Source organism: Alteromonas sp. PRIM-21, assembly GCF_027563165.1.
Classification (GTDB): domain Bacteria; phylum Pseudomonadota; class Gammaproteobacteria; order Enterobacterales; family Alteromonadaceae; genus Alteromonas; species Alteromonas macleodii_A.
In genome coordinates this window covers 96,731-121,439 of the sequence record NZ_JADOEK010000002.1, presented here as the reverse complement: position 1 = coordinate 121,439, position 24,709 = coordinate 96,731, and the positions used below count along the sequence as shown (strand labels likewise).

Sequence of the window (24,709 nt, the reverse complement as noted above, 5' to 3'; positions counted from 1 at the left end):
ATATCAATTCTCATTTGAAACAAGTTCAAATCTTTACATTCTTTATTGGAGAATCAAAAGTGGGAAACGAGGATTGTTCTTAGGCTGCCAAGGAGATGATATAAACTTGATATTACTAACCCCCATTTTTTCTAACAGTGCGGGAGTAACCGTCCACCCTCTTGCCTTTTGTTTAACCGCTGCTTTGACTAGATCTTTCGATAAACCAATTGTGAGCAACGCATGGTCGGTTGAAATACGCTTAAAGAATTGCTTTTCGCGGACAACAGATTTTCGTGTGATGTCATCATAGTGTTGTCGAAGTTCTTGCCATTTTTTGCTTTTCTCTTCACCTTCTAAATGACTTACCATTGCGTCAATATCGCTATCCCGCCAATACGCAGAAGCCGCATCTCCGTGCCAGCCCAATATTGCATTCTCACCTAGCCATTTGTTTTTGCCCGCAGTGAATACGTAGTTTGCGCATGAGGAAAAGCAAAATGTGTTCACTTTGACATCTAAATCATGCTCCAGGATAAACTCGCCTAAGTCCATTCCTAAATCCACATTGCCGCCCCCACTAGTAATCACTAGGGTCGATGGGTTATCTTCCGCTGCTTCATAAAGCGTAATTGCACGCTCATTGTTTTTTGCGGAAATGGGCCCTTCATACACAAGCTCTCGATTTTCAATAGATACACCTGCGGCAGCTTCATAAGAAAAAAGACCAACAGCAACAAGTACAAATAGCTTTAGAAAACGAGTTAAAAACATAAAAGGTGCCTTGGAAAAAAACGGGAGTATAGCGAAATTCAATGCTTAATGATGAAACTTTACATTACGCAGCTTCTATTTTTCCAGCCACTGTTTATAGGTATCAAAAAGATAGAACTAGCCTCAAAAATGTATTTCGGAAGTTACTCTTAAAACAATCATTGGCACTTCAATACATAATCTTACTTAGCACCTTGGTATCGACAACAAAATACAAAACCTAACTTTTATTGACAAAAAGAAGCAATCAATAAGCCCTACACCGAAACAGAATCTCGCACTATGACCTTGCGCCATAAGCCCGAACACTGCTCAACAAACTCTTTATGAATTGGATGAGATTGGTATTCATTTTGCGCCTCGATACTTTCAAAAAACATGAGCTCAGAAACATCAAAGGAATTATCGATAACATCGCGCTTTAAAGTATTGGCGGGTACACCAATATGAAGGGAATGAATTTGCGGTATAGCTTTTAAGGACTCTAAGCCAGCTATCAATTTAGCTCTATCTTCATTAGAGCCCGGATTATTAAGCCAAAAATAAACCATATGAAGTATGGGGGGAAGCATACTATTTTTCATGCTCGAAGGCTTAGCAGAGGCTGAAGGTAAAGAACTTGAAGAGCTGGCACTAGCAGGTAATACAGCAAAAGAAGCCAGTGCGCCAGCACTCGTTACAAACTGTCTACGTTTTATATCTGTCATCTTTGATGCTCCATGGTTATGCGCTTTATCGAAGGTCTACCTACCATTGCACTATGATGAAAACGAAGCAACTATTTCGGGCTACCGCGTTACGCAGACTACTACACCCGTGGGCGCACCGCATGCAGTTCAAAATTTACTGTGCCATTTTTAAGCTTTTCGAGCTGCGCTGCATATTCTGATGAAGCAAGAACCGCCTCAATATCATTCGCGCTATTCCACTCTAGAATCACAATCTGCTGTGGCGCTACAGCATAGGGGTTATGATCACTTAGTGATATATCCTGAGTTATGGATATCACTTTACCGCCCAACGCTTGCGCTTTTTTCGCAAAACTGTCGATAAAATCATAATAGTTGTTAGGTGCTTTTGGGTTCACCCAGGCCAATGAAACTGAATATATCTTGTCTGTCGAAAATGTCAGCGTGGTAGGCTTAGTTACCTCATAGTCATAAAGCCTTAATGCTTCCCATGCCTCTCTTCTTAACGCCTTTATTTCGCTAAAAAGTGGTAGCGATTGAAATGATTTTTGCGCGTTAAGTGAAGACCACTGACTTACCACAAATACATTAGGACTAAACGTTCCTATTAGCGTTTTTTCAACGACAAGCACCCCATTTTGGGTATATCCATATTCCCGTGCTGTTGATGCTCCTAATTCAAAATACTTATCACGCAGCGGCCGTTTTTCCGCTTCAGTCACAGGTGCGATAAGCTGCATCACCGCACCTGGATAAAAATGCACCGGCAGCATTTTCTCTTTCTCATTAGCTATTACGGGTGATGCAAACAAAACACTCAACAACCCAAAATTTAAAGCCATGAATTTCATCGAATTAAGTGACATTTAAACTCTCTCTGTGATAGTTAACTTTGTGGTTATGCAAATACATTAGCAACTGAAGCACCCCAAAACACGGTTTGTTTTTTATTCACAATGGTGCATTATTGTTCCATGAAAGATTGGAACGATTACGCATTAATTCTCGCCCTTCACAGGTCGACAACCTTAAGAGCGGCCGCTGTAGCTTTGGGAACCACTCATACCACGGTGGCAAGACGCTTGGCATTATTGGAAAAACAATATAGCGCCAGTATTTTCGAGCGTATTCCAGGCGGGTACCGCGCTACCCCTTTTGGCGAGCAGCTTGTCGCCACCGCAATGCAGGTTGAAAATGTTGTTCGCGAGTCAGAACGGCTTTACTGCGCAAGCAATGAAAAACTCGCAGGCCCAATAACGCTCTCACTGGGCGAGCCCATGTCGCAGTTTTTATTGGCCAAAGAACTCGGTGAGTTCGCTCGACTTTATCCGTCTATCCAATTAAAAGTGAAAAGCTCAACAACGTTCGCCGATTTAGAAAAAGGTGAAGCGGATGTCGTAATTCGGGGAGCACCTAAATTACCTGAACATTTAATTGGAAGGCGACTTTACAAGCTAGGCTTGTGCTTTTATGCACACAAAGATTACTGTGAAAATACGCCCCGTAAAGACTGGCGATGGATTGCGCCGTTAGAGAATGAAGTTTGGCCCCAATGGCTAGCACAATCGCCTTACCCAGAGGTACCAATTGGAATAGCAATAGATGACATCATCTCTCGATATCACGCTATATTAAACGGCGTGGGTATGGGAAGAGCTGCATGTTTCATGGGAGACCCACACCCGGACCTAGTACGATTACCGGGCAGCGCGCCCGTTTTGAAATACGATATTTGGCTTCTCACCCACCCTGATTTGTATGAACAGCCTAAAGTAAAATTGCTAATGCAGTTTTTAACCGATGCTTTGATGGCTAAAAAAACGATAGTTGAAGGAGAGGCGTAAGTTTATACACAGTGAACCTCTTAGCTGGCTCACTACTGCAGAACAACGCTTTATCTATAACAAACGGACCATGTTGACAGCTGCAACCCTATACCTTTTTTACAAGAGCCCCCCACTTTATAAGCAGCCCCGTATGGATGTCGCATTATGCAGTGAAAAGGCTACGACACCGCTTTGGGAACATTAAGCGCATGCCGTGCGTCATTGGTCAGTTTCACTAACGCTTTTCGTACGTCTGTTGAAGACACGCATAGCACCTCAAAAGGGATAAACCAAGTTTGCTTTTCTGTACCGCAATGCATGCCTTCTGGAAATACGCTGTGCATTATCGGCGCTTCAATGTTAACACCTACTTTGTGCTGCAAGATAAGCTGCATCGCGTCTTGCTGATCTTAATTCATAGGGATGGAATAGAAAACATGCGGAAGTGAACAGAAGAAAAACAAAAAGCTGAACTGAAAGAAAAGTCACCACTTCTTATTTTAAGAAATGCTAACCCCATTCTAAAAGATAAATAGGTAGTGAAAATACCGCTACACAAATCATATAGCGGTATCGAAATTGTAGCTAGTTAGTCGAGTCACTTACGTAAAACACATTGTCTGGTTTTTCATTTCCAATGCCTGTGTTGTTACGAATAACATCGGCTAGCGTCACCCCCTCAATCATGTCTAACTCTTCATCTGTTAGATAATTTTGGTACCAGAACCTGTCACCATCTCGAAGGGCTTCAAATTGCTCCGTGACCATTGCGCGAAACAAAGGTCCTAACTGGGAGCCTTCTTCCGCTACTGGGTCCTCTGCAAGACCGCCAGTAAACAGGTCAATATCGTCAACGCTGTCGTAGGTCGCCTCAAGCGCAAGTTGTAACTCAGTATTAGAGGTTACTTCACTAAATGACTGCCTACGCTCTAGACCGAACTGCTCCCGCATATCGTTGTAAGAAGGCACACCGTGATCTCGTCCCCGTTGAATGTTCAGCGCGACCAAATCTAAGCCTCCTTGACCGGGTGAACCAAATAAAAAGTTACGCAGTTCACTAGTGATTTTCACGTCGATGGCTTGGTGCAACTGACTTGCAAGGCCCCTTAAAATAGGCTCAATGCTTTGCTCATTGGTAAGAATACTAGGCGCAGTAAAGAACACTTCACGGACTGACAGATTACCTTCGTCAATCGTATTTCCCTGTGCATCGAGCCGTAATATTTGGTCGTTTATCATTGAATGACCGTGACGAAATGCTGCAACAGAGAACGCATTATAAAGCCCAGGGTCTACCGTGTTGTCATAACCTTGATAGCGAGACAGCGCGTTATCGCCAATAAGCGCGGGCAGGTATTCATTGTAAGTGATAGCCTGAATTTCAGCGATAACCAAACGGCGAGCGGCTTGAAAGATCTCTTCACCAGATGCTCCTGACAACTGCTCTTCCAATATAGCTGCAAGTCGATTGTGTTCTCTTACCCACAAAGTGTGCATTACGGTAAGCCCAACCTGCTCGTTGGCGCGCACTTCGCCACCTAAAAATAGCTCGCTGTCTTCCACACCAAACGCGTTACCGTTGGTTTGACCGCTGGTATTGAAAGGCAATAAGTTACCTTCACTTGTCGCTAGGTAAGGGCTATCTTCCCCCACCCTTATCGCCGACGCACGTTCTTCGTCAGAGCCATAGACCATGCTTCCATCGATCCACGCGGAAAGCTCATTTTCTTGCTCTCTCGGGTTTCGAGTAGACGTGCCCGTATCATGGTCGAAAATAGCTCTTGAGAACAAAATAGTAGCGGAACCGGTACTTTGCGGGTCAAAAAAAGGGTCTCCGATAGGAACCGAGATATCTGCTACTTCCTCAAGACCATCAGTTAACCCGAAGTCGTGATCGATGAACTGCCCCCACTGCCAAACAAAATCAGACGTACCGAAATTGTTGGGAACAACTTCGCCAGTTTCCTGATGATGAATATTGTTGGAAATTAAGCGAGCACTAGGTCTATTTTCTCCCGACATAGTAGAAACGCCATCTTCATAGTCTGGCTCACCCCAACGTTTTAATTGGGTAAACGCTGCGCCCCAAAGTGGATTTGCATTATTGTTTAAAGAGCCATCTATGGTTCTCACTTCTCTGTTATCAACAAAGTCGTTGTCGTCATCCCTATTGTTATTAACCCGCTCTCTGCGCTCGTTAGCATCTTCGTTTATCCCCTGAGACGATGCTCTTCGGTCGTTAACCACTACGGTTACATCATCAGAAGCCGTAACTCCTTCGCCATCTGTCGCGGTAAGACGAAATACTAGGGTCTCATCATCTGAAGTAGATGGAGCACGAAAGCTCGCCGTTAAGGTGTTTGCGTCTTCGATATCAACCGCCTCTCCCGAGATTTGCTCCCATTGAACGCTAACGCTACCTTGCGTATCGCTAGCATTACCTTGCAGCACTACCATAGACCTTTCATCTAATATTTGCCTTTCCCCTGCTTCTACTACAGGGGGTGTATTAACATTGTTTTCATCAGAACTACAGGCACTGATGGCAATGACAACTGCTGTCAGTGACATTCTTACTTTTTTCATATTCAACGCCTTCTTTTACTTCTACATGAAGTAACTAAATTGGCGAGCACGAATTAATACTTGTAAAAACTCGTACTCGCTGCCCGTAATGCCTCGCTACAGCAGTGCTAGTACCACAGCACTTGGAGAAACTACTCATTGTTTCGACCAGTAAAAGCAAGCGTTATTATCGGTTTTATTAGATGGCAGCGAACGCAAAAAGAGATTAAACAAATATGAAAAAATCTAAAAAAACTGATAAACAAGAGGTTTCGAGAATCAATCGGCTAGAATCGTCAGAAAAATGTTGGCAAGTTTTTTGAAGGCCTTACAAAGAAACATGACTTTATGTTTTGAAATTAGGTTTTTCACGCTATAAAACAACGAGATTTTGACACTATGCGCCTACCAACTAAACAGCTTATTAATAAAATAGAAAACTTATCTAATGGCCTAACGCCAGAGCAGTTATCAAGCTTTCTCGATATTATTGACGCCATGACGGCACTGGTTGAGGAAGCTGGAGAGTTGAAAGCTGATAACGACACCAAAACTAATAGCAACAGTATAGAGCTTTCTGTATTTCACTAGACTAAGCTTTACAGTGTTCACTGCCTTCAAGTAAGAGCGCTACAGGAAACCAAGAACGATGAATATTCGTTTTTGCTCATTTGTAGTTCGTTTATGTTCGTTTTATGATGCGTCCCAATTAAATGTACATGGGAAGCTGCGTCAGAATAAGAACTAAACGGCCTGTTAGTTAGATGAACAGTTAATACAATATTGCGCAAAACAAAACGGTTTCTGCCTTCATTTTCCCTAACATAACTCTGTCGTTTCTTTTTCTGCACAACGTGTTGTACTGGTTAAAGATTTAAAGGATGAATTATGTTACCTCTCAAGGAACCAACGCTTTTCCGCCAGTGTATTGCTGAATTCATAGGCACTGCAATTCTGATTTTCTTTGGTGTTGGTGCAGTTGCAGCATTGGTATTAACCGGTGCTTCGTTCGGTCAATGGGAAATAAGTATTGTCTGGGGGTTTGGCGTAGCTGTTGCCATTTATTGTACCGCTGGGGTTTCGGGTGCACATATCAATCCTGCGGTAACCGTTGCGCTTGCGCTTTTTCATGGTTTTGAAAAGCACAAAGTAGCCCCTTTCATTCTTTCTCAGTTTCTGGGAGCATTTGCCGCTGCCGCTCTCGTCTACGGGTTGTATCATCAACTCTTTATAGACTATGAACTGGCTCACAACCTTTCACGCCATAGTGAAGAGGCTCTAGCAACAGCCAGCATTTTCTCTACTTTCCCTCACGAAGCCCTTTCATTCTGGGGGGCCTTTGGCGTTGAGTTCGTTATCACTGCAGTGTTGATGTTCGCAATCCTGGCACTGGGCGATGAAAATAACGGCGCATCTCGTGGAGCCATGAATCCGCTACTTATTGGTATCGTCATCGCTGTCATTGGTTCCTCTTTAGGACCATTGACCGGTTTTGCCATGAACCCTGCTCGCGATTTTGGTCCAAAGCTATTTTCCTATATAGCAGGATGGGAGTATGCGCTTGATGGGGCGAAAGACATCCCCTACTTTATTGTGCCTATTGTAGCGCCTATATGTGGAGCATGCTTTGGCGCTTGGCTGTACCCTGTATTGATAGGTCATTCCCTTTCGCCAGAAAGTCGCGCCTGCACTATTCCAAACGATTGCGAAACTTCCGCTGTTACACAAACTTCTGAAGCGAGTTTTGATAGAGGGTAAGCTAACTATTGATATACGAGCGGCGATAGCCTATTTTACGCCGCGGTTGAACTTACAAAGAAGCATAGCGTGTGTTTTATTTAATAGCAGTTACTGTCCTGTGGGCATTTTCCTTTTCGCTCATAGGCGAGTTTTTAGCAGGCTCAGTAGACAGTTATTTTGCTGTTTTGACACGCATTGTGCTCGCCACACTGGTTTTCCTCCCCTTTCTTAAGCCTGCGTTATTAAACCCTAAACAAAAGGCAGTCCTGGCGAGTTTAGGTGCGGTGCAGCTGGGGTTGATGTACATCTTCTTTTACCACGCGTTTTTGTATTTAACCGTACCTGAGGTACTACTTTTCACCATTTTTACGCCGCTTTATGTCGCCATTTTGAACGACGCCCTGTTTAAGCGGTTTACCCCGTTTTATTTATTGTGCGCACTTATTGCCACCGCAGGGGCAGCCATAATTCGCTTTGATGGCGTGACTGATAACTACTGGTTTGGTTTTGCCATTGTTCAAGGTGCTAACCTTTCCTTTGCACTAGGACAGGTGGGTTATAAAAAACTCACCTCTACTTTTGAAGGCCAAATTTCCTATCACAACGTTTTCGCGTGGTTTTATTTAGGCGCGTTAGTTGTAGCCTTGCCCGCATTTTTCCTATTCGGCAACACAAGCCAACTACCGCAAAATACCGAGCAATGGGGAGTGCTACTGTGGTTGGGTATTGTGGCTTCAGGGCTTGGGTATTACTTTTGGAATCTAGGCGCGCTAAAAGTCTCTGGTGGTACGTTAGCCATAATGAATAACGCGCTGATTCCGGCAGGACTGGTAGTTAATTTGGTGCTTTGGCAAAAAGACACAGATTTTTCTCGTCTGTTTTTTGGCGGTGCCATCATTGCTGTTGCGCTTTGGATGTCTCATCAATACACCAAAAAACAAAAGCAGCTCTAAGCCTAAACAAAGCCGACTCTACGCAGGGCTATACTCACTTACCATAGTGTAGTCTTTGCGTGGGCCTTTGACTTGCCATGTTGAGCGCCACACTGGCCAGGCAGAGAAGTCATAGCACACTACATAGTTGTCATCGCCGCACAAATGTTCAGCGTTAGGGTTGCTCGCACTAAATGTATGAAAATAACGTTCATCGTCGAACAACACTTCAAACAAACCGGTTTGAGGTTGCTGCCAAATATACCTACGCTCTGCTGGCATAACACTGCCATTAGGCGCCGTTACCTCACCTTTTTCATTATAGGTTAAGGTTTCGTTTTCCTTATCTGCGCCGACGTTGTCTTTGTGTTTTTCGCCTATGTCGTCTTTGCCTATGTGACCGTTATCTACATAGCTTTCACCTACGTAGCTTTTACCTTCCAGCCAGCTAAATTCAGCCTCGCCAGAAAAGGTAAATACATCGCCATTTCGCTGGATGATTTTGCGTGTTAGCGTCCATCGTCCAGCAAAATCGTCCAAGGTATGAGGAGAATTAACTGTCATTGCGCCGTCCTTACCAAAAATAGGTAACAGTAGCAGAATATTGGTCGCCGCGACCCGGCGTTCCTGGGATTTCTTCAAAGCGCTCATCCCACAAGTTATCTACGGCTAATACTAGGTTTAGCCCTTCAATCTGAGCAGGTGAATATGTGAAAGTGACATGTGAGAAAAACGCAGAGTCATCGCCGTTTCTAAGCGCATTGGTTTCTTGTTTCCGCCACTCGTTGTCAATGCGCACTTCAACCGTATCGGTTGCAAACCACACCAAACCAAGGGTTGCGCGATGCGGCGGATAGTTAAGCGCGTAAAAGCTCGCGTCTACCTCATCAATTCGATAGTCTTCAGACTTATCTAAATAGGTGTAGCTGGCCACCACATCTGCGCTCTCAAAGCGTTTAATGGCAATCACCTCAACACCTAAGGTTTCAATATCAACCGGGTTTGCACTGCGCGCCGAGGTAGAGTCGAAGCTATAGGTCCAGTCTGTCAGTTCATTATCCCAGCGATAGAACAAGGCGGTATCAACTTTGAAAGAGGATTCATCAAATGACGCCCCAAACTCTAGGTTTTTGCTGACTTCTCGCTGTAACTGGTTGTTACTTCTAAATAGACCGCTCGAGGTGCTGCCGCCTACAGCAGTGTAGCCAGCCACCTGGGTCGCTTCTGCATACGAAAGGTAGAGGGTACGCGAGGCATTGTTGCCCGTTTGGGCAAGCCAGCTAATATCGCCCACAAAAGACAGTCGGTCGTCGTCGCGATTCGTATCGTCAAACGCCCCACCTAAACGAACGGTAAGCGATTCATTGCTGTTCAACTGCGCTCGGTACTCGGGCACTACGCTTATTTTATAGTAGTCGCGAGAGGTGAAACTGTTCTCTAACGTGGTTGATGTGATCTCGTCTGCGGTAAACTGTGCGGCGTAGTTAATACCGAATTCTTGCGATACGTTATGGGTGCCAGAAATCGCCAATGATTCCACTTGGGTTTCGTGAAACGCCTGAAACGCTTCAGGGTTTTCACGTGAGAATACGTAATGGTCGTCATTTTCTCTGTAGTAAGCTGAAACCTCAAAGGTATTTACCATACCCTTTTCGCCGTAGCGCTGTTTATGATTTAGCATGACCAAACGAGTTTGAATATCTTCCGTTTCGTTTACGTTGAAAGGTGTATACAAGTTAGGCCAGCCAAAGAACTTTTGCTGGAAGCCATAAAACAAATCAGTTTGTGAATCGTCACTTGTTAGCTGAATACGCCCTGACGCACGTTCGAAATCATGATCGCCATTGGCAATAGTCCCATCACTTTCAGAGCGAGAATACTCCCCTTCAACCCCAACAGACCAACCGGGTAAATCATCAAATGCGTGCTTTACTGCACCGTGTACACGCTGCAAATTGAAGTTGTTATTACCTACTCCCACTGACACACTGCCTGCTGTTTGAATGGAGCGCCAGCCGTAAGACACCGTACCTACAGAGCTATTTACGCCGTAAAGCGCGTTATCGACGCCCGTGAAAATACTCGGCTTCGTCAGCATTTCTGGCGCAATGGGAATTTCAGCGAAATAGTGCCCCGTTTGCGGGTCAATAAGCGTTGCGCTTCCTATGCGAAAACCCGTGTTTTCGAATATACCGCCGCGTATTGTGACGTCGGCCTGCGCTTCTGCCATGTTCCTTGATTGCAAATCGACACGGGGGTCGTACTCTAAATTTGAAATAGGTGAATTAAACGTGCCTACCGGCTTGTCATTCGCCGTCGCCGCCCCTTCAATCGTAATTTTTTCTAGCTTAAGTATATCGCTCGTCGTTTTAGACGTTTGCTCACTTTGGCTAACGTCTAGCAGAGCCTTCTCCAGACCACTTTCAACAGTAGAGTTTTCAGACTTTGCTTCAGCGAAAACAGGGTTAAAAGTAAGTGCTGTAAAAACGAGAGGGACAGTGTTTCGATAAGTTATATACATGAGTACCGCTAAGAATTTGAAGTTAACGAGCGCGATTGTATATTAAAAATAGTAAATTGCATTAATACGCGATGTGTTTAATTGGAATAGTCAAGCCTGAAGCTTACTAGGAAATTTTACAATTGAGCTGCGCGCTGATATTCCTACCTTTAATTCACTTTAACTTATGATTTCCCAATTATTATTTTCTATGTACACTTGTTATTGAATGCATGGCGTTATTTGCTACTAGCAAAGGAATCAAGGACGGTGTAACGAAGCATTCATTCACTACTTGCGCCGTCAAAAAACTATAAATGATACAGGTTAGTGAATTTTAGAAGGGAATAATATGAAGAGAACTCACCTTAATAAATCGGTAGTGCTCGCGCTCACCGCACCATTTTTCATGACAAGTTGCGCCACTATTGGTGACATGTCTAAAACTGCTTTAGGTTGTATTGGAGGCGCTGCCATTGGCGGTGTTGGTACTCTTATAGCAACAGGTGACCCTAGAAAAGCGTTAGCCGGTACGGTAATCGGCGGTATCGCAGGCTGTGCGATAGGCAACTATCTAGACTATCGAGAGCAACAGCTAAAACAAGCAGCTAAGGCCAATGGTTTTGAACCTGAATTCGAGCGTATTGCTCTCGATAAGAAAAAAGGCACAACCTTCTCACAGGATGCAGAAGAAGATGTGATTGCCGCACAAGTCTCCCTCAATAGCGATAAACCGTTATTTGAAAGTTCTCAATTCCGCATCACTGACCCAGAGAAGCTAAAGAACCTTAAAGCTTTCTTAAAGAAGTATGTTGAAGGATTAGGCGAAGGCTCTAAAGTCTACGTTGTTGGGCATACTGATAGTTCCGGTTCCTCTGCCTTTAACCAAAAACTATCAGAAAATCGTGCTTCCTATATAGCTTCCTTACTGTCTGAGGCAGGCTTAAATGAAAGCAACATTTATTATGAAGGTGTTGGTGAATCTCAGCCAGTAGCCTCAAATGCGACAAGTGAAGGTCGCGCCAGAAACCGGCGATTCGAATTAGTCGACGTTATTCATCAACAATTACCAGATGAAGCTGAGCAGTTAAACACAGCCCCTATTGAGAATGTAGTTGAAGTTGCTATTGCCAAAAAACAACGTATTGAGAACGTTACAAATACACTGCCAGAAAAGAAAGTTCGCAAGAAGCCAAAGGTCGAAGTTAAAGCATCACCGGCTCTTCGCCATGAAACTCTTGGGTTAGACGGCGTACCCTTAAAGTCGTTTGATCAGCAAGCCATCGTCTCTGCTTTTGGTCAGCAGCAAGATGACGGTTGGGGATTTTTTGCCAAAGCCAATGCTAACAGTGATGCTCCTATAATGGGAAGCTGCGCATACACAACGCCAGTAGTTAAATCGCGATTACGTGATTTTAAAGGCCGTCCCGTTGTAGATGCGGAAATAGGTGAGCATATACCCAACCTATACAAGAATTCATGGTTTGGTGAGGCTGGGTCAACGACAGTTGTACTCAGTAAAGTTGGTATAAAAGCCGATACATACGAGCCTACCTCTACTCCGATATACCGATTCTTTAAAGACTATAAAGGCGGCAATGTCAAACCTGATTACGAATATCCGGTTAGTGTTGAGACCTATAAAGGCGATGGTGCCGTACTATTGCGCATGTACGCAAAAGACGATAATTCGTTGTTAAAATGCTCTGATGTAGTGTTTTCGACCGACGGTCTTTCTGTGGCAAAAGCAAGCGCGGTTATATACCAAGACCGTGGGGAAATCATGGCTAAAGCCTATAAATTACAAGCTGTCAAAGGATAAGAAATGGATTTATTCAGCGTACTACAAGCTTACCGCGATATATTGGTTGTCATCGCCTTAACGCTTTCTATTTTGTTCTACTTTTCATATACCAATTGGGAGTCACTGCGTCTTTGGTGGAAGAACGTTAAATACAACAACATACTATTCCCAAAAACGCGTAAGCTAGCAAAAAGCCCCGACATGAATGGAGACTGGTTTCACTCTGAGAATGTTGTGTGTCGTGATTACGACGAGCACTATTCAAAAGTCAGTAAAGATGGTGACTTTTATGACGCGTGCAAAGAGTATCTTGCAATTGTAGGTGAGTCAGGAAGAAGGCCTCTCGGTGCTTTCATGTTATTAGGGTTATTTGCCGTTCTAGTGCTTGAAGCCTGGGGTTTTAGCTACACGATGAGCGGGTTTATTGACCTCAGCGCATCTGAAAATACCCGCGTCATTATGACAGGGATAGTTGCTATAGCTTTTGCTGTAATCCTCGCGTTTTTAACACATTTGATGGGACATGAACTGTATCGAAACGGCATCATTAAACGCATTCGCAACAATTGGCAAACTGATAAGTCACCTCAAAAACCCAGTTCCTTAGATGCAATTTCTAAGATCCCTGAAATCGGAGAAGACTCAGATGCTGACAACCCAATGTACAAGCGCCGTCTTGATAGACTAGACGTGAGTTCACCTAGCGTTAAGCATACTTTTACGATTTTGGCTGTACTGGCTATCGTGATCATCGGTGTCATCATTACCTTTGTTCGTGTTAAAACACTCGAAGTCGCACAAACACAAGATGCAATGTGTGTTACAGGTAGTGAGACTCCATCCGTAGGTGCAGTGAGCATAGATGATTTATATGGCACTGCTAACCCTCCTCCACCCATCGCTGTGGAAGAGTCAAAGGCGGCACGTGAGCAAGGTGAGTCAGAAATCTGTAAGGCCACTAAGGAAGGTAGTTGGGCTACATTTGGTATGCTAGCCATTTTATTCCTTGTTTTACAAGCTTTCGCTACATGGGTTTCGTTTAAATTCGGCTTTGTCGGGAATCATTCTAAAGTGGCATGGCAAAATACACACAAATATAAAACCAAGGGGCAGTATGAGTCTGCTATGGACTCTAAGGCACGCGCCATTGCGCAACGAGCTCAAAAGACACTAAGCAACCTTCAATCACGCATGGCTAAGAAACTGTCGGGTGAGACGATGAATGACAAAGTTGACCGTCTTATCAATACTGCATCAGAGCGCACGTTCATGGACTTTTTAGAAGAGGAGCACGAACAATCGCTAACAAACAGAAACCGTCGCACTAGGACTACTCTGAGCAAAAACAGTGAACATTCCACTATGCTTTCTAGCCAGCAAGAAGCAACACCAAAAAGTGCCCCTGAAGTACCTTCTTCCACACTGTCTGATGAGGAAATGGAAGCACAGTTGCTCAAAGAAGCAGAACCACCAGCTCTCAGTGATGAAGAGGTAGAAAAGCAGCTTCTTGCAGAGATGCAGAAAAAGAAAGAAACGCCTGAAGAGCAGCGAGAGCGACTACTGGCAAAATTAAAAGCAGAGGGTAAAATTTGATGAAAAAGATGCTAATTTCTTTGATACTTGCCGCATGCAGTCTAACCGCTGTGGCACAAACAGACCGTGATGACATCATCTCCTGTTATGACTATGCAGATGTCGCTGAGTTTAAGCCAGATACCTACTCTCGTGACGTGGTGGTGATGGTTGACCAAACCGTTAACCTTGATACTAACCTCAAAAAAACAGTCCACCAGCAGATGGGCCAATTATTGACAGCTGGTGACCGCATTCGTATTGTGCCGTTTTCAGCCAACGCCCAAGGTCGTTATACCGATGTTGCCTTTGACGGTGTGTTTGATACAGAACTTTCGAAGGACAGCCGCAACGCTATGAACCGCATTAAGCTAAACAAGTTTGATGCATGCATGGAAAAACAAAAGATATTGGCGATTCGTCTCGTCCATGAAAAGTTAAAAACATCGTTTCATGACAGTGAGCAGACTTATCCCAAAACAGAGTTGGCAGGTTCGTTAATGAACGTGTCTAAGAGCTTATTCACTGGTTCAGGTAATCAACGTAAGATCCTCATTCTAGTATCTGATATGTTGGAGAACTCCGATGTATCTAGTTTCTACGCGCGAGGCAGTGTACGCACAATTGACCCCGATGCAGAATTTGCTAAGTACTCAAGTACTATTCCAACGGATGCATTGTCTTCAGTGGATGTCTTTGTCATTGGCGGCGGTTACTTAAATGGTGGTAGAGCTTACTCTTCACAATCTGCATTGAATTCTTTGCGAAGTTTTTGGGACAAAGTGGTAGCGCAAGCAGGTGGAAACCTCAATGACTTCGGTACACCTCAACTGCTTAGAGACATCAAATAGTCCCCTGTTAGAAAACACCACCATCGGAGGCCATTTAACTGAATGGCCTTTCCTTTTGCCCTCACAAAGGGCAAAGTAATTCTTCTGTTGTTCCATAACAATTCGCTATGATTTGTTTAGCATATAAACATCATAAAGGTGTTAACCAAACAGTAATTTTATAGCTCTATGAAGCAAGTAGCATTCTTCCTAATCAAGACGAGATTTTTTTCGCAGGCGTTTTTGATACACTTGATGAAGTTGTAGCGACTGAAACAGAAGCGGAAATGACCTTCAATGACCTCTTGCTTCAAAATACTTTTAACTACCTCCTAGATGAAGAGGTTCATTTTCGGACCTTAAAAAGGATTTATGATGAAAAAACAATTCTTATCAGCTATAGCACTAAGTGCAGTTCTATATGGATGTGGGGGCCACGACTTCGAAGGGGAATGGAATACTTCGTTCGACTCTGCACTTACAAAAAGTGGTAGCTTAGACCGATTTGCGAGTATGATGGGCACTGATGCACCACTGGTTATTGGTGATGATTATATCGAGCGAGGCGGTAAAAGGGTTGAACTGGAAATCTTTGAGCGTGAATCAGCGGGTAAACGGTATCTTGTAATGAAAACAGATAACGGTGATGAAGATGTTTTCACTATTGTCGATAACGACACCCTATATCAGGGCACCAACCTCATTTCGGTTACTTACAAACGTGTCAGTCGTTAGTGGTTAAACATTTTTAACTACGCTATCAAGACCTCGTTTCATTTGGTATTTTGAGTATTCCCACCAGCGACATAAGAGCTAATCCTGAAAGTTTCATGTTCTCTACATGAATTGAGCACTAAATGATTTTCGAACAAAGTCGCAACTTAAAATAGCGGCTAAGACAGATTCGCTTGTTATAACAGCTGAAATCAATTTAGCTCGATTCTCATCGAACAGCACCACCTGAAAAAACGGGTAACTGCCAGGTCGAGTCTGAACTTTACTGTACTGAGCTAGTAGAGTTTCAAGCAGTAAAAAGCCCCACTAGAAGCGGGGCTAAAATTAGAAGAAATATTTGCGGAATTGTGTAAGTCTACAAACTCTCTAAATCAAACGCGCCTTGCTTTGAGAGCTTTTCGTTCAATGGCTTCACTTCTTCGCCAAACAAGGTTTCTAGCTGTACTTTATACTGCTGCCACTTTGCCTCTAAGTCTTCCAACCGTTTTAGTGCTCCAGCTTGTCCAGGCGCGCCTGTTCTGTCGAAGTTATCCATTAAGAAGCGGACTTGTCTGTCGAGCATATTGGGCCAGTTAATGTCATCCTCAAAGGTTTGATGTTTTGGCTGAATAACCAAAGCTTCCCAGTCGTCAATTGCACTAACAATGCGCTCGATTGAAGCCGATACATCACTTGCCAGCATCACGTTGTCATCAGAAACGCCGTTTAATTGCGCTCGCACATCACGGGCTTTTTGAAGGTGAGCAAACAAATCATTCAGTAAGGTTTCTGTAGCCTGAATGCTCTTTTCAACTACTTGAAGCTGCGCTTTATCTGCTTCTTCCCTTGGGTCTGGAAGTACTTTAAATGCGCGGGTTTGTGCCTGTTCACCTACAGTGATTTTCGCTTTGTAGTCTCCAGGCATAACACGGGCGCCGTTCCAACCGCCAAACAGTTTTACATTCTCAATGCAGTTTAATGGCTCACGTCGAAGGTCCCATACAAATTCGTTGTAACCCGCTTTTGCTGTAGGGTGTTTAAATTTAACAGGACTGCGAACGTCTTCGTTACCCTTCGCGCACTTCTCAAATGCACTAGGTGCAGATGACAGTGTGCGAACCAGCTTGTTATCGGCATTAAATATATCAATGCGCAGCGTTTGCTCTTCTTCTAATGCGTCTTTCAGGTAATAGCGGAAGGTAGCACCATGTGTCGGGTTTTTCGCTTGTGGCTGGTCTGTCATGCCACCGCCAGATAGCAAGCGAATACCATCAACAGGTTCAAACTGAAACAATGCTTCGTTATCTAGCGACTTGTGCACTTCGCGTAATGGCGCAATGTCGTCTAAAATCCAAAAGCCCCGCCCTTGGGTTGCTACAACTAGGTCATCACCTTTTACCTGCATATCGGTAATCGCCACAGGCGGCAGGTTTAAGTCTAGCTCTTGCCAATGTTTACCGTCATCAAAGCTAATAAACATGCCGCTTTCAGTACCCGCGAACAGCATACCTTCGCGCTCTGTATCTTCGCGCACTACGCGAACAAAGGCATCTTTTGGTAGCCCTTCGTCAATACGCTTCCAGCGCTTGCCGTAGTTGTCGGTTTTGTAAATGTATGGCGTATAGTCATTTAATTTATAGCCTGCTACCGCAACGTAAGCTCTACCTTGTGCATGAGGGCTAAGTTCTATGGCATTGACCTGCGCTTCTTTTTTGTGAGGGGTAATATCTTTCCAGTTTTTACCTTCATCACGGGTTATATGAAGCTTACCGTCATCAGCGCCCACCCAAAGTTCACCTTTGTTAACCGCTGATTCGGCAATATAGAAAACCGTGTTGTAGTATTCGGCCCCAGCTTGCTCATTGGTAATCGGCCCGCCGTTCAATCCTTGCTTTTCAGGCTCATTTCGGGTCAAGTCTGGGCTAATTTCTTGCCAGTTCACACCGCGATCTGTGGTTTTTAAGATCATCTGCGTGCCATAGTACACGGTGTCAGGATCGTGCTTCGACACTATCACTGGCGCATTCCAGTTAGTACGGTACTTTTGATCCCGTGCATTTCTGCCAAACACATATTCAGGGTAAGGCATAATGGGGCGTCTGAGACCAGTTTCGCGATTATATTCGGTCAATGTTCCGTTAATAGTAGTGGCATATATAAGAGTTGGATCGTCAGGGTTAAAGGCAATATGCGCACTTTCACCGCCGCCCACGGCAAACTGATCTTCAATTCCTATACCGTCACCCCAGGTTTCAGACGGGGTCGCCATGGTCGAGTTATCTTGCTGCCCGCCATAAACATAGTAAGGGTTTAAGTTGTCGGTAATTACACGATAAAACTGCGCCGTTGGCTGGTTGTAAATGCTCGACCACGATTTACCACCGTCGAAGGTAACGGTTGCGCCACCGTCATTGGCGTTGATCATGTTTAAGCTGTTTTCTGGGTTTATCCACATATCGTGGGTATCACCGTGGGGCAGAGATTTAATTTCGAAGGTTTTACCGCCATCAATGGATTTATGCAGCTGCACATTCATCACATACAGGGTATTTTCGTCGTTAGGGTCAACCTTAATATGATTGTAGTACCACGCACGGGCTTTAAGAATATTGTCGCCGTTCATTAACGACCAAGACTTACCCGCATCGTCACTGCGATATAGGCCGCCTTCATCAGCCTCGATGATGGCGTAAAGGCGCTTTGGGTTAGACGCGGCAATATCAACGCCCACTTTACCGATAAGTTTAGGTAACCCTTTTTCTAGCTTGTCCCAGCTTTCGCCGCCATCTGTTGACTTATAAAGGCCACCGCCTTCACCGCCTGACTTAATAAACCAAGGCGTTCTGCCGTGATGCCACATGCTGGCATAGAGAATTCTGGGGTTAGATGGGTCGATTGCTAAGTCAGCGGCGCCGGTATCGGCGTTTACTTTTAACACATGCTGCCATGTTTCACCGCCGTCTGTCGTTTTGAATATACCGCGCTCTTCGTTAGGCCCCCAGATATTGCCCTGCACTGCAGCCCAAGCTATATCAGGGTTGGTGGGATGGATACGAATTTTAGGGATTTGACCGCGTTTATCTAAGCCTACCAGCTTCCAGGTTTCACCGCCGTCTGTAGATTTATAAACACCTTTTCCGTGGCTAGTGGTTACACCTCGAATAGGGCCTTCACCCGTACCTACATAAATAACGTTAGGGTCTGACGGGGCAACCCCAATAGAACCAATACTGCCTACTTTAAATGTTTTATCGGATATGGCTTTCCAAGATAAACCGGCGTTTTCGGTTTTCCAAACACCGCCACCTGCAGTGCCCATAAAATAAAGGTTGGTGTTACCTTCAACTCCAGTAACCGCCACCGAGCGCCCACCGCGGTATGGCCCAATAAAGCGATACTCCATTTTATCGAAAAGTTTAGGGTTAACCGTATCTTCAAGTGCCAATGCAGAATGTGAGAAACTAGAAAGTGCGCTTACGCAAATAGCAAAAGCGGCCACCATTTTGCGAGAAACCAGTCTCTGAGAAACCATAGAAAGTGCCTTGTCGTGTTTTTATTCTTAATAAGAAGAACTTCTTATACTGCTTTGTTACAGACGTTATGGCAAAAGTTTTTGTTAACGAATTTAGGCGGTTGTTTTTGCAACTGAACTTCATTGCAGGACTATCCAAAAGATATAGAGGAACGACTCTCCGCATACTTTTTCATTTCATCGGCTAGCGCTTTCATTTTTTCAAAGCTATTTATACCAGAAGCACCACCAAAAAAAGGGGTCACAAAAACCAGAGTTTTACCTTCGTTACATTTGGCAACAGTAAAGTTTTCGCCACTATCTACGGATGTCATATCGCAGCCAAAAAACCGTAAAAAAGCCATTGTTGTATTTTTGCCTGTACACACTATCATTTTAGGTGAATTTTCTTTCACCAATTTTTGAAAGTACCTCCCACGGTTCTCAATACACCACTCTAGATACACTTCAAACGAATGCAGTCCAATTAAGTCAGACATTTCCTTTGACCAAGAAACACTAGATCGATTCTTGAATGGAATTGGAAACGCATTCATCTTATAACCTGTTCCCTTGAAGCACATCATTCTATGATTTTCTGCAGCTTCTTTATGGTTTTCTTCCCATTTAAACAGATAGCTAAACAACCATGCTATTTTGTTGTTGTACGGATATTTAAGGCGCTGTTGTATCTCGCCATCCCAACTCGCAGTACTAAACGGTCCTTCCATTATCTTATTTAGGTCCTCTAAAGATTTAACATCTACGCCCCACTCTAACCCACAAACCCAAATATCTGACTTTAAATTGCCTCCATCGCAGCCACTTTGTGATAGAGCAAAACTTTCGAAACGTTTATTGAGCTTTCTCTGCATTTAGTTAACTTCCTTATAGCTTACAGGTGATTTTTAAGTCTTACCGTTGAGACAACTTTACATGAAAAACAACAGCTAACCATATCTATAAGTCTCTATCCCATAAGAAATTTTCTTATGGTGAAGGATGTATCAGTTCGCTATACATCAACCAGACTATGAATAATTTATATTAAGGGAAATAAAGGGTTGATATGAACATTTTCAGAATTATGGAAAGGGGAAACTCATCAGTTCGAGAAGTTACTTTCACCGCTTGGCTGTCCTATTTTTTAGATCCTTCGGAAGATCATAGTATGCATGATAGTGTTCTCGCTAGATTTCTAAATCTAATTAATTATAGTCTAGAGGGCTCAGATAAGAATCTACAGACCTATTTAGATAAGAAAGGCGAGGATTATAGTGTTGAAGTTATTCCTGAGTATCGTCCCGAACCTAATCACGATAGCGAAGGAGATGAAAAAAAAGGTATCATTGACATTGCCATAAAACTTTTTGCTTATAACAAAAAAGGAGAAATAGATTTACAACGATCTTTGATAATTTATGTTGAGCTTAAAGTAGGAGTCGGGGCCTTGAGAAACGGCCAATTACAAAGCTACGCTTCTTATTTGGAGCAAGAGGAAATTAACAACAAATATCTTTGCTTGCTTACTCCTGATGATGTAAGAAAAGATGCTAAAAAAGGAAAGTTTGAGCGGGAATTTTCCGAAATAAAAAAAGTTTTTCCAAATTGTAGCTGGATAAAGTGGAAAGATAATCAAACCACAGACGCACAGCAACAGAGAGAATCCATCGAACTTAGAAAGTCGAAGTCAGTTTTAGAACTATTCCAACAATTACTTGAAGAAGAAAGCAACGGAAAGATCTCACCTTTTAATGAGTATTCAAAGCACACGCTTAAAGCACTAATTTATTTTATAGATAACCACCCCAGTTTTAGCATCAAATGTATTGAATCAAACAAAGACATTGCGCGTTATAAAACTCAAATACACGATTTCGGACTTGCTCCCAAAATAGAGCATCTTTCAAAAGAAATTGCGTTATTCTTAGAAGAGAAATTTGGTCATACTGTCGACATTGACTACGACTTAAACAATTACTCAGAAAAGGGGCTTACGTTTCTTAACATCAAGCTCCCTCAGATAAGTAACAATTTCATCATCTCTTTAAACGTTTCAGTTAGGCTTAAACCAACTGTTGGTATGGTCATAACGACACCAACAAACTCAAAAAGTGATAGAGAAAAAGTCCTTTTTACTGGCGAATTAGACGACTTATCGCTAATAACTAGTACAGGTGCTCCCTTAAAAAGCAATAACAGTACAAGAGCCTATTTCAGGTTTACAGGAGAACGAGCAGTGTCATATGAAGATAGTGTAAAAATTGAAGAGCGCTTATCCAAATACGTAGAGGCTTTAAGCCTACTAGAAAAGCTATTTACAGATAATGAAGTCAAGGAAAAAAAACTATAATACTCATCAAAAATAATCCCTCAACACACACTCGCTGTTGGAAAGTTTAGCGACGATACGATCACCAAATCCAGGGAAAAACTCAATAGTAAGAGAAACCCCTTCTCCTCGGCTTTCCATTGGAAAGCCACTTAACCACTTAAGGTAGGTTTCTACTTCACTATCTGTTAGGGCCATCGACTTATTTAGGTCATCTTTGGTTGATTGGATAGTTTCTCTGTCAAAGTCACTGCTACTATCATCTTGTTTTTCAGGCTCTGCAGCATCATTCGAATTCATATATGGCTGTTTTTTCATGGTACATCCTTAAAGTCATCACTACAGACTAGGTGTTTCTTTGTTATGAATATTCAGATTAAACAAAGAAATGGATTGCCTGAATAAGCCGTTGTCTTAGCCCGTTTACGATTTCGTTGTTCATCTGTTGCCTCAGCCCTTACAATAAATCCATTCTGTTGTTATGGCGTTAGCATTAGTGACTCTCGCCGTGTAATTCGACACCTAATTACTAAAGAGAATTTTTTATGAGATTTCTACTTTCTATCGCTTTCGCTATTACGCTTGCAGGCTGTGCAACCCTTTCTCAGTTAGCGGTTTACACGGTTTCTAATGCCGAGTTAGAACAAGTGCTTGATAGCCAAGTAAGTAAGCTGCAAAAGCAAACCTCGCTTGCAGGCATCCCTCTTTATTTAGATGTTGAAGATATGACAGCGACCATTGGGCCAGATGGCAGAGACGTGGTTCAGCTAGGCGCAATTGCCACGGCTCGCGTAAGTGCCTTCGGTTTGAACTACCCAGCTAAGGTCAGCCTTTCATTAGAAGGCACGCCTTATTACGACAGTGAGGAAAAGGCGATATTTGTGCGCTCGTTGTCGCTACTTGATAGCACCATTGATGCAGGCGGTTTTAAAGGTAACTTAGCACCTGCAAGCGGCGAATTTATGCAGCTAATTAACGGTTATTTAGCATCGAACCCGGTTTATCGCTTAGACCCTGCAAACAAAGCGGTAAACGTACTTTCAACTGTGCCTCTACAGCTAACCGTTGAACAAGGAAAACTTGCGCTTCGACCTAAACAATAATCATTGTGTAACCGTACCAATTGTCGTGTACCGACCGTCGAGCTTTCAGCCATACTAAGGTAGGCGAAGCCTCGACGCCGAAGAACAAACTTCCGCTTTAGTAAAATAGGCAGGCATAGTGACAGAACGTATCAAAACGCTAGATGAATTTGCAAAGCTCGTAGATTATTCATTACTAAATACCCTTACCCCAGACCCACAGTCGACGTGTGATGGCAACGACCATGATCCGCGCCAAGTTTTCTCGGGCCACTATGTGCCGGTTACTCCGACCCCATTATCTTCACCCAAATATATTGCTCACAGCGAAACGCTATTTGCTGAATTGGGCTTAGACGATAGCTTAGCTACAACTAAAGATTTCACCCAGCTGTTTTCAGGCGACATGTCTGCGGTGCCCGAACCTATGCAGCCTTTCGGCTGGGCAACCGGCTACGCACTTTCTATTTACGGTACAGAGTACACACAGCAATGCCCGTTTAGAACGGGTAACGGCTACGGTGACGGCCGCGCAATTTCTATCGTTGAAGCGGTGTTAAACGGCAAGCGTTGGGAAATGCAGTTAAAAGGTGCGGGCCGCACGCCTTATTGCCGCGGCGCAGATGGGCGCGCCGTATTGCGCTCTAGCGTGCGCGAATTTTTAGTGCAAGAACACATGCACGCGCTTGGTATACCCACTTCCCGCTCTTTAAGCTTGTTTATGTCTGAATCAGACACGGTAGACAGGCCTTGGTATCGCGAAGGCTCTCATTCCTATGAGCCTGAAGTGATGGTAGAAAATATAACGGCTATATCCACTCGCGTCGCCCCATCGTTTTTGCGCGTAGGGCAAATAGAGCTTTTCGCTAGGCGCGCTCGCTGTAATGAACACAGCGAAGCATTAGACGAGCTAGAAGCCATTGTTAAACACCTTATTGACCGAGAGTACTCTGGTGAAATAGATACATCCACGCCATTAGACGAGCAAGTGGTAGCGCTGGCAGAGCTATTTAGAGACCGATTAACTCGCCTAGTTTCTAATTGGGTTCGCGTAGGTTACTGCCAAGGCAATTTTAATAGCGATAACTGCGCCGCTGGCGGTTTTACGCTGGATTACGGACCATTCGGCTTTTGTGAGTTTTTTGAAGCAGACTACCAACCTTGGACAGGCGGCGGTCGTCACTTCTCGTTTTTAAATCAGCCCATTGCTGCACAGAAAAACTTTGATATGTTCTGTCGCTCACTGATGACGTTACTTGAAGGCAACAGTGAACAACTCGCTAAGCTTAACGATATTAACGACGGTTTTTCTGGCGTTATGGAACGCGCCATGGAGAGCATGTGGGCAACAAAGCTCGGCCTTGTGAGCTACGACCACGACTTGCTTATCAAGCTGCTGCAATTAATGCTGCGCACAGGCGTCGACTACAATATGCTTTTCCGAGAGCTATCATCGATACCTGAAGATATGGCGAGTTTGACGAAGAGCTTCTACTACCCGCCTAAGGCAGAGGTGATGACAGAATGGGAAGCATGGCTAAAAACCTGGCGTGAGCGCATTGAAAAGGACGCCGAAACACAAGGTAATGTTACAAACGCTATTGCTGCTACTGCAGAGAATATGCGCAAAGCAAACCCAAAATTCACATGGCGCGAATGGCTAATTGTGCCTGCTTATAAAGCCGCAGAAAAAGGTGACTTTACGCCAATTCACGAACTTCAGAAGATACTTACTGCACCTTATGATGAGCAATCAAAAGAAGTAGAGAATAAGTACTACCATCTGCGCCCACTTGAACTTTTCAGTGCTGGCGGTGTTGCGCACTACAGCTGCTCTTCGTAATAAAGAGCAGCTTTTA

20 protein-coding genes and 1 pseudogene are annotated in these 24,709 nt (G+C 43.8%); 11 read left to right on the top strand and 10 right to left on the bottom strand.

All coding sequences use genetic code 11. The features are described 5' to 3' along the window. Positions 1 to 42: 42 nt before the first annotated feature. The 3 genes from IW644_RS04935 to IW644_RS04925 all read right to left on the bottom strand — a co-directional run bounded on the left by IW644_RS04935 (position 43) and on the right by IW644_RS04925 (position 2,308). Positions 43 to 753: a hypothetical protein gene (locus IW644_RS04935; protein ID WP_269916662.1), complete on the bottom strand. Its 711-nt coding sequence runs from the start codon at positions 751 to 753 to the stop codon at positions 43 to 45. 257 nt (positions 754 to 1,010) lie between these two features. Beyond that, positions 1,011 to 1,460: a Dabb family protein gene (locus IW644_RS04930; RefSeq protein ID WP_269916661.1), complete on the bottom strand. Its 450-nt coding sequence runs from the start codon at positions 1,458 to 1,460 to the stop codon at positions 1,011 to 1,013. 101 nt (positions 1,461 to 1,561) lie between these two features. Beyond that, positions 1,562 to 2,308 (bottom strand): hypothetical protein, encoded by a 747-nt coding sequence (locus IW644_RS04925; protein WP_269916660.1) that lies wholly within the window; start codon positions 2,306 to 2,308, stop codon positions 1,562 to 1,564. Between the two features lie 108 nt (positions 2,309 to 2,416). Here IW644_RS04925 and IW644_RS04920 point away from each other — a divergent pair, with 108 nt between their 5' ends. Further along, positions 2,417 to 3,286, top strand: coding sequence for a LysR family transcriptional regulator (locus tag IW644_RS04920; protein WP_269916659.1), 870 nt, complete (start codon positions 2,417 to 2,419; stop codon positions 3,284 to 3,286). 161 nt (positions 3,287 to 3,447) lie between these two features. Here IW644_RS04920 and IW644_RS04915 read toward each other — a convergent pair. Next, positions 3,448 to 3,666 (bottom strand): annotated as a pseudogene (locus tag IW644_RS04915) (DUF2470 domain-containing protein); the annotation flags it as partial. A gap of 187 nt (positions 3,667 to 3,853) precedes the next feature. Next, positions 3,854 to 5,854, bottom strand: a complete 2,001-nt coding sequence (locus IW644_RS04910; protein ID WP_269916657.1) for a peroxidase family protein — start codon at positions 5,852 to 5,854, stop codon at positions 3,854 to 3,856. A 378-nt stretch (positions 5,855 to 6,232) separates the two neighbouring features. Between IW644_RS04910 and IW644_RS04905 the strand changes: the two genes are divergently transcribed. From IW644_RS04905 to IW644_RS04895, 3 genes are all read left to right on the top strand, one after another. Beyond that, a complete protein-coding gene (locus IW644_RS04905; protein WP_269916656.1) occupies positions 6,233 to 6,424 on the top strand; it encodes a hypothetical protein in 192 nt (63 codons plus the stop codon). Between the two features lie 297 nt (positions 6,425 to 6,721). Further along, positions 6,722 to 7,591 carry an MIP/aquaporin family protein gene (locus IW644_RS04900; protein ID WP_269916655.1) on the top strand — a complete coding sequence of 290 codons (870 nt, stop codon included), beginning with the start codon at positions 6,722 to 6,724 and terminating at the stop codon, positions 7,589 to 7,591. A 71-nt stretch (positions 7,592 to 7,662) separates the two neighbouring features. Continuing rightward, positions 7,663 to 8,526 carry a DMT family transporter gene (locus IW644_RS04895; RefSeq protein WP_269916654.1) on the top strand — a complete coding sequence of 288 codons (864 nt, stop codon included), beginning with the start codon at positions 7,663 to 7,665 and terminating at the stop codon, positions 8,524 to 8,526. 18 nt (positions 8,527 to 8,544) lie between these two features. Here IW644_RS04895 and IW644_RS04890 read toward each other — a convergent pair whose 3' ends face one another. Next, a complete protein-coding gene (locus IW644_RS04890) occupies positions 8,545 to 9,069 on the bottom strand; it encodes a DUF6314 family protein (RefSeq protein ID WP_269916653.1) in 525 nt (174 codons plus the stop codon). Between the two features lie 10 nt (positions 9,070 to 9,079). Further along, the gene (locus IW644_RS04885; protein WP_269916652.1) at positions 9,080 to 11,026 is read right to left on the bottom strand and encodes a TonB-dependent receptor plug domain-containing protein; all 1,947 of its coding nucleotides are present in this window, start codon (positions 11,024 to 11,026) and stop codon (positions 9,080 to 9,082) included. A 331-nt stretch (positions 11,027 to 11,357) separates the two neighbouring features. Between IW644_RS04885 and IW644_RS04880 the strand changes: the two genes are divergently transcribed. The 4 genes from IW644_RS04880 (at position 11,358) to IW644_RS04865 (ending at position 15,946) form a co-directional block, all read left to right on the top strand. Further along, a complete protein-coding gene (locus IW644_RS04880; RefSeq protein ID WP_269916651.1) occupies positions 11,358 to 12,827 on the top strand; it encodes an OmpA family protein in 1,470 nt (489 codons plus the stop codon). A gap of 3 nt (positions 12,828 to 12,830) precedes the next feature. Beyond that, positions 12,831 to 14,402, top strand: coding sequence for a hypothetical protein (locus tag IW644_RS04875; RefSeq protein ID WP_269916650.1), 1,572 nt, complete (start codon positions 12,831 to 12,833; stop codon positions 14,400 to 14,402). Continuing rightward, positions 14,402 to 15,232, top strand: coding sequence for a hypothetical protein (locus IW644_RS04870; protein WP_269916649.1), 831 nt, complete (start codon positions 14,402 to 14,404; stop codon positions 15,230 to 15,232). The genes IW644_RS04875 and IW644_RS04870 overlap by 1 nt, the downstream gene beginning before the upstream one ends. A 354-nt stretch (positions 15,233 to 15,586) precedes the next feature. Then, a complete protein-coding gene (locus IW644_RS04865) occupies positions 15,587 to 15,946 on the top strand; it encodes a hypothetical protein (RefSeq protein ID WP_269916648.1) in 360 nt (119 codons plus the stop codon). Between the two features lie 355 nt (positions 15,947 to 16,301). Here the strand turns inward: IW644_RS04865 and IW644_RS04860 are convergent, their stop codons facing one another. Further along, positions 16,302 to 19,457 carry a WD40/YVTN/BNR-like repeat-containing protein gene (locus IW644_RS04860; RefSeq protein ID WP_269916647.1) on the bottom strand — a complete coding sequence of 1,052 codons (3,156 nt, stop codon included), beginning with the start codon at positions 19,455 to 19,457 and terminating at the stop codon, positions 16,302 to 16,304. 131 nt (positions 19,458 to 19,588) lie between these two features. Further along, positions 19,589 to 20,311, bottom strand: coding sequence for a hypothetical protein (locus IW644_RS04855; protein WP_269916646.1), 723 nt, complete (start codon positions 20,309 to 20,311; stop codon positions 19,589 to 19,591). Positions 20,312 to 20,505: 194 nt separating this feature from the next. Here IW644_RS04855 and IW644_RS04850 point away from each other — a divergent pair, with 194 nt between their 5' ends. Beyond that, complete coding sequence (locus tag IW644_RS04850) at positions 20,506 to 21,789, top strand: PD-(D/E)XK nuclease family protein (protein WP_269916645.1); 1,284 nt, start codon at positions 20,506 to 20,508, stop codon at positions 21,787 to 21,789. A 6-nt stretch (positions 21,790 to 21,795) separates the two neighbouring features. On the opposite strand, the gene IW644_RS04845 is transcribed toward IW644_RS04850, so the two are convergent. After that, positions 21,796 to 22,086: a hypothetical protein gene (locus IW644_RS04845; protein ID WP_269916644.1), complete on the bottom strand. Its 291-nt coding sequence runs from the start codon at positions 22,084 to 22,086 to the stop codon at positions 21,796 to 21,798. Between the two features lie 227 nt (positions 22,087 to 22,313). Between IW644_RS04845 and IW644_RS04840 the strand changes: the two genes are divergently transcribed. Both IW644_RS04840 and IW644_RS04835 read left to right on the top strand, forming a co-directional pair. Then, on the top strand, positions 22,314 to 22,871 hold the full coding sequence (locus IW644_RS04840; protein ID WP_269916643.1) for a DUF1439 domain-containing protein: 558 nt from the start codon (positions 22,314 to 22,316) through the stop codon (positions 22,869 to 22,871). A gap of 118 nt (positions 22,872 to 22,989) precedes the next feature. Then, entirely contained in the window at positions 22,990 to 24,693 is a 1,704-nt protein-coding gene (locus tag IW644_RS04835; protein ID WP_269916642.1) for a protein adenylyltransferase SelO, read from the top strand. Positions 24,694 to 24,709 lie beyond the last annotated feature (16 nt).

Bases quoted from the DNA above. Each gene is read 5' to 3' on its own strand.
- IW644_RS04935 (WP_269916662.1), bottom strand. From the start codon at position 753: ATGTTTTTAACTCGTTTTCTAAAGCTATTTGTACTTGTTGCTGTTGGT.
- IW644_RS04930 (WP_269916661.1), bottom strand. From the start codon at position 1,460: ATGACAGATATAAAACGTAGACAGTTTGTAACGAGTGCTGGCGCACTG.
- IW644_RS04925 (WP_269916660.1), bottom strand. From the start codon at position 2,308: ATGTCACTTAATTCGATGAAATTCATGGCTTTAAATTTTGGGTTGTTG.
- IW644_RS04920 (WP_269916659.1), top strand. From the start codon at position 2,417: ATGAAAGATTGGAACGATTACGCATTAATTCTCGCCCTTCACAGGTCG.
- IW644_RS04910 (WP_269916657.1), bottom strand. From the start codon at position 5,854: ATGAAAAAAGTAAGAATGTCACTGACAGCAGTTGTCATTGCCATCAGT.
- IW644_RS04905 (WP_269916656.1), top strand. From the start codon at position 6,233: ATGCGCCTACCAACTAAACAGCTTATTAATAAAATAGAAAACTTATCT.
- IW644_RS04900 (WP_269916655.1), top strand. From the start codon at position 6,722: ATGTTACCTCTCAAGGAACCAACGCTTTTCCGCCAGTGTATTGCTGAA.
- IW644_RS04890 (WP_269916653.1), bottom strand. From the start codon at position 9,069: ATGACAGTTAATTCTCCTCATACCTTGGACGATTTTGCTGGACGATGG.
- IW644_RS04885 (WP_269916652.1), bottom strand. From the start codon at position 11,026: ATGTATATAACTTATCGAAACACTGTCCCTCTCGTTTTTACAGCACTT.
- IW644_RS04880 (WP_269916651.1), top strand. From the start codon at position 11,358: ATGAAGAGAACTCACCTTAATAAATCGGTAGTGCTCGCGCTCACCGCA.
- IW644_RS04875 (WP_269916650.1), top strand. From the start codon at position 12,831: ATGGATTTATTCAGCGTACTACAAGCTTACCGCGATATATTGGTTGTC.
- IW644_RS04870 (WP_269916649.1), top strand. From the start codon at position 14,402: ATGAAAAAGATGCTAATTTCTTTGATACTTGCCGCATGCAGTCTAACC.
- IW644_RS04865 (WP_269916648.1), top strand. From the start codon at position 15,587: ATGAAAAAACAATTCTTATCAGCTATAGCACTAAGTGCAGTTCTATAT.
- IW644_RS04860 (WP_269916647.1), bottom strand. From the start codon at position 19,457: ATGGTTTCTCAGAGACTGGTTTCTCGCAAAATGGTGGCCGCTTTTGCT.
- IW644_RS04855 (WP_269916646.1), bottom strand. From the start codon at position 20,311: ATGCAGAGAAAGCTCAATAAACGTTTCGAAAGTTTTGCTCTATCACAA.
- IW644_RS04850 (WP_269916645.1), top strand. From the start codon at position 20,506: ATGAACATTTTCAGAATTATGGAAAGGGGAAACTCATCAGTTCGAGAA.
- IW644_RS04845 (WP_269916644.1), bottom strand. From the start codon at position 22,086: ATGAAAAAACAGCCATATATGAATTCGAATGATGCTGCAGAGCCTGAA.
- IW644_RS04840 (WP_269916643.1), top strand. From the start codon at position 22,314: ATGAGATTTCTACTTTCTATCGCTTTCGCTATTACGCTTGCAGGCTGT.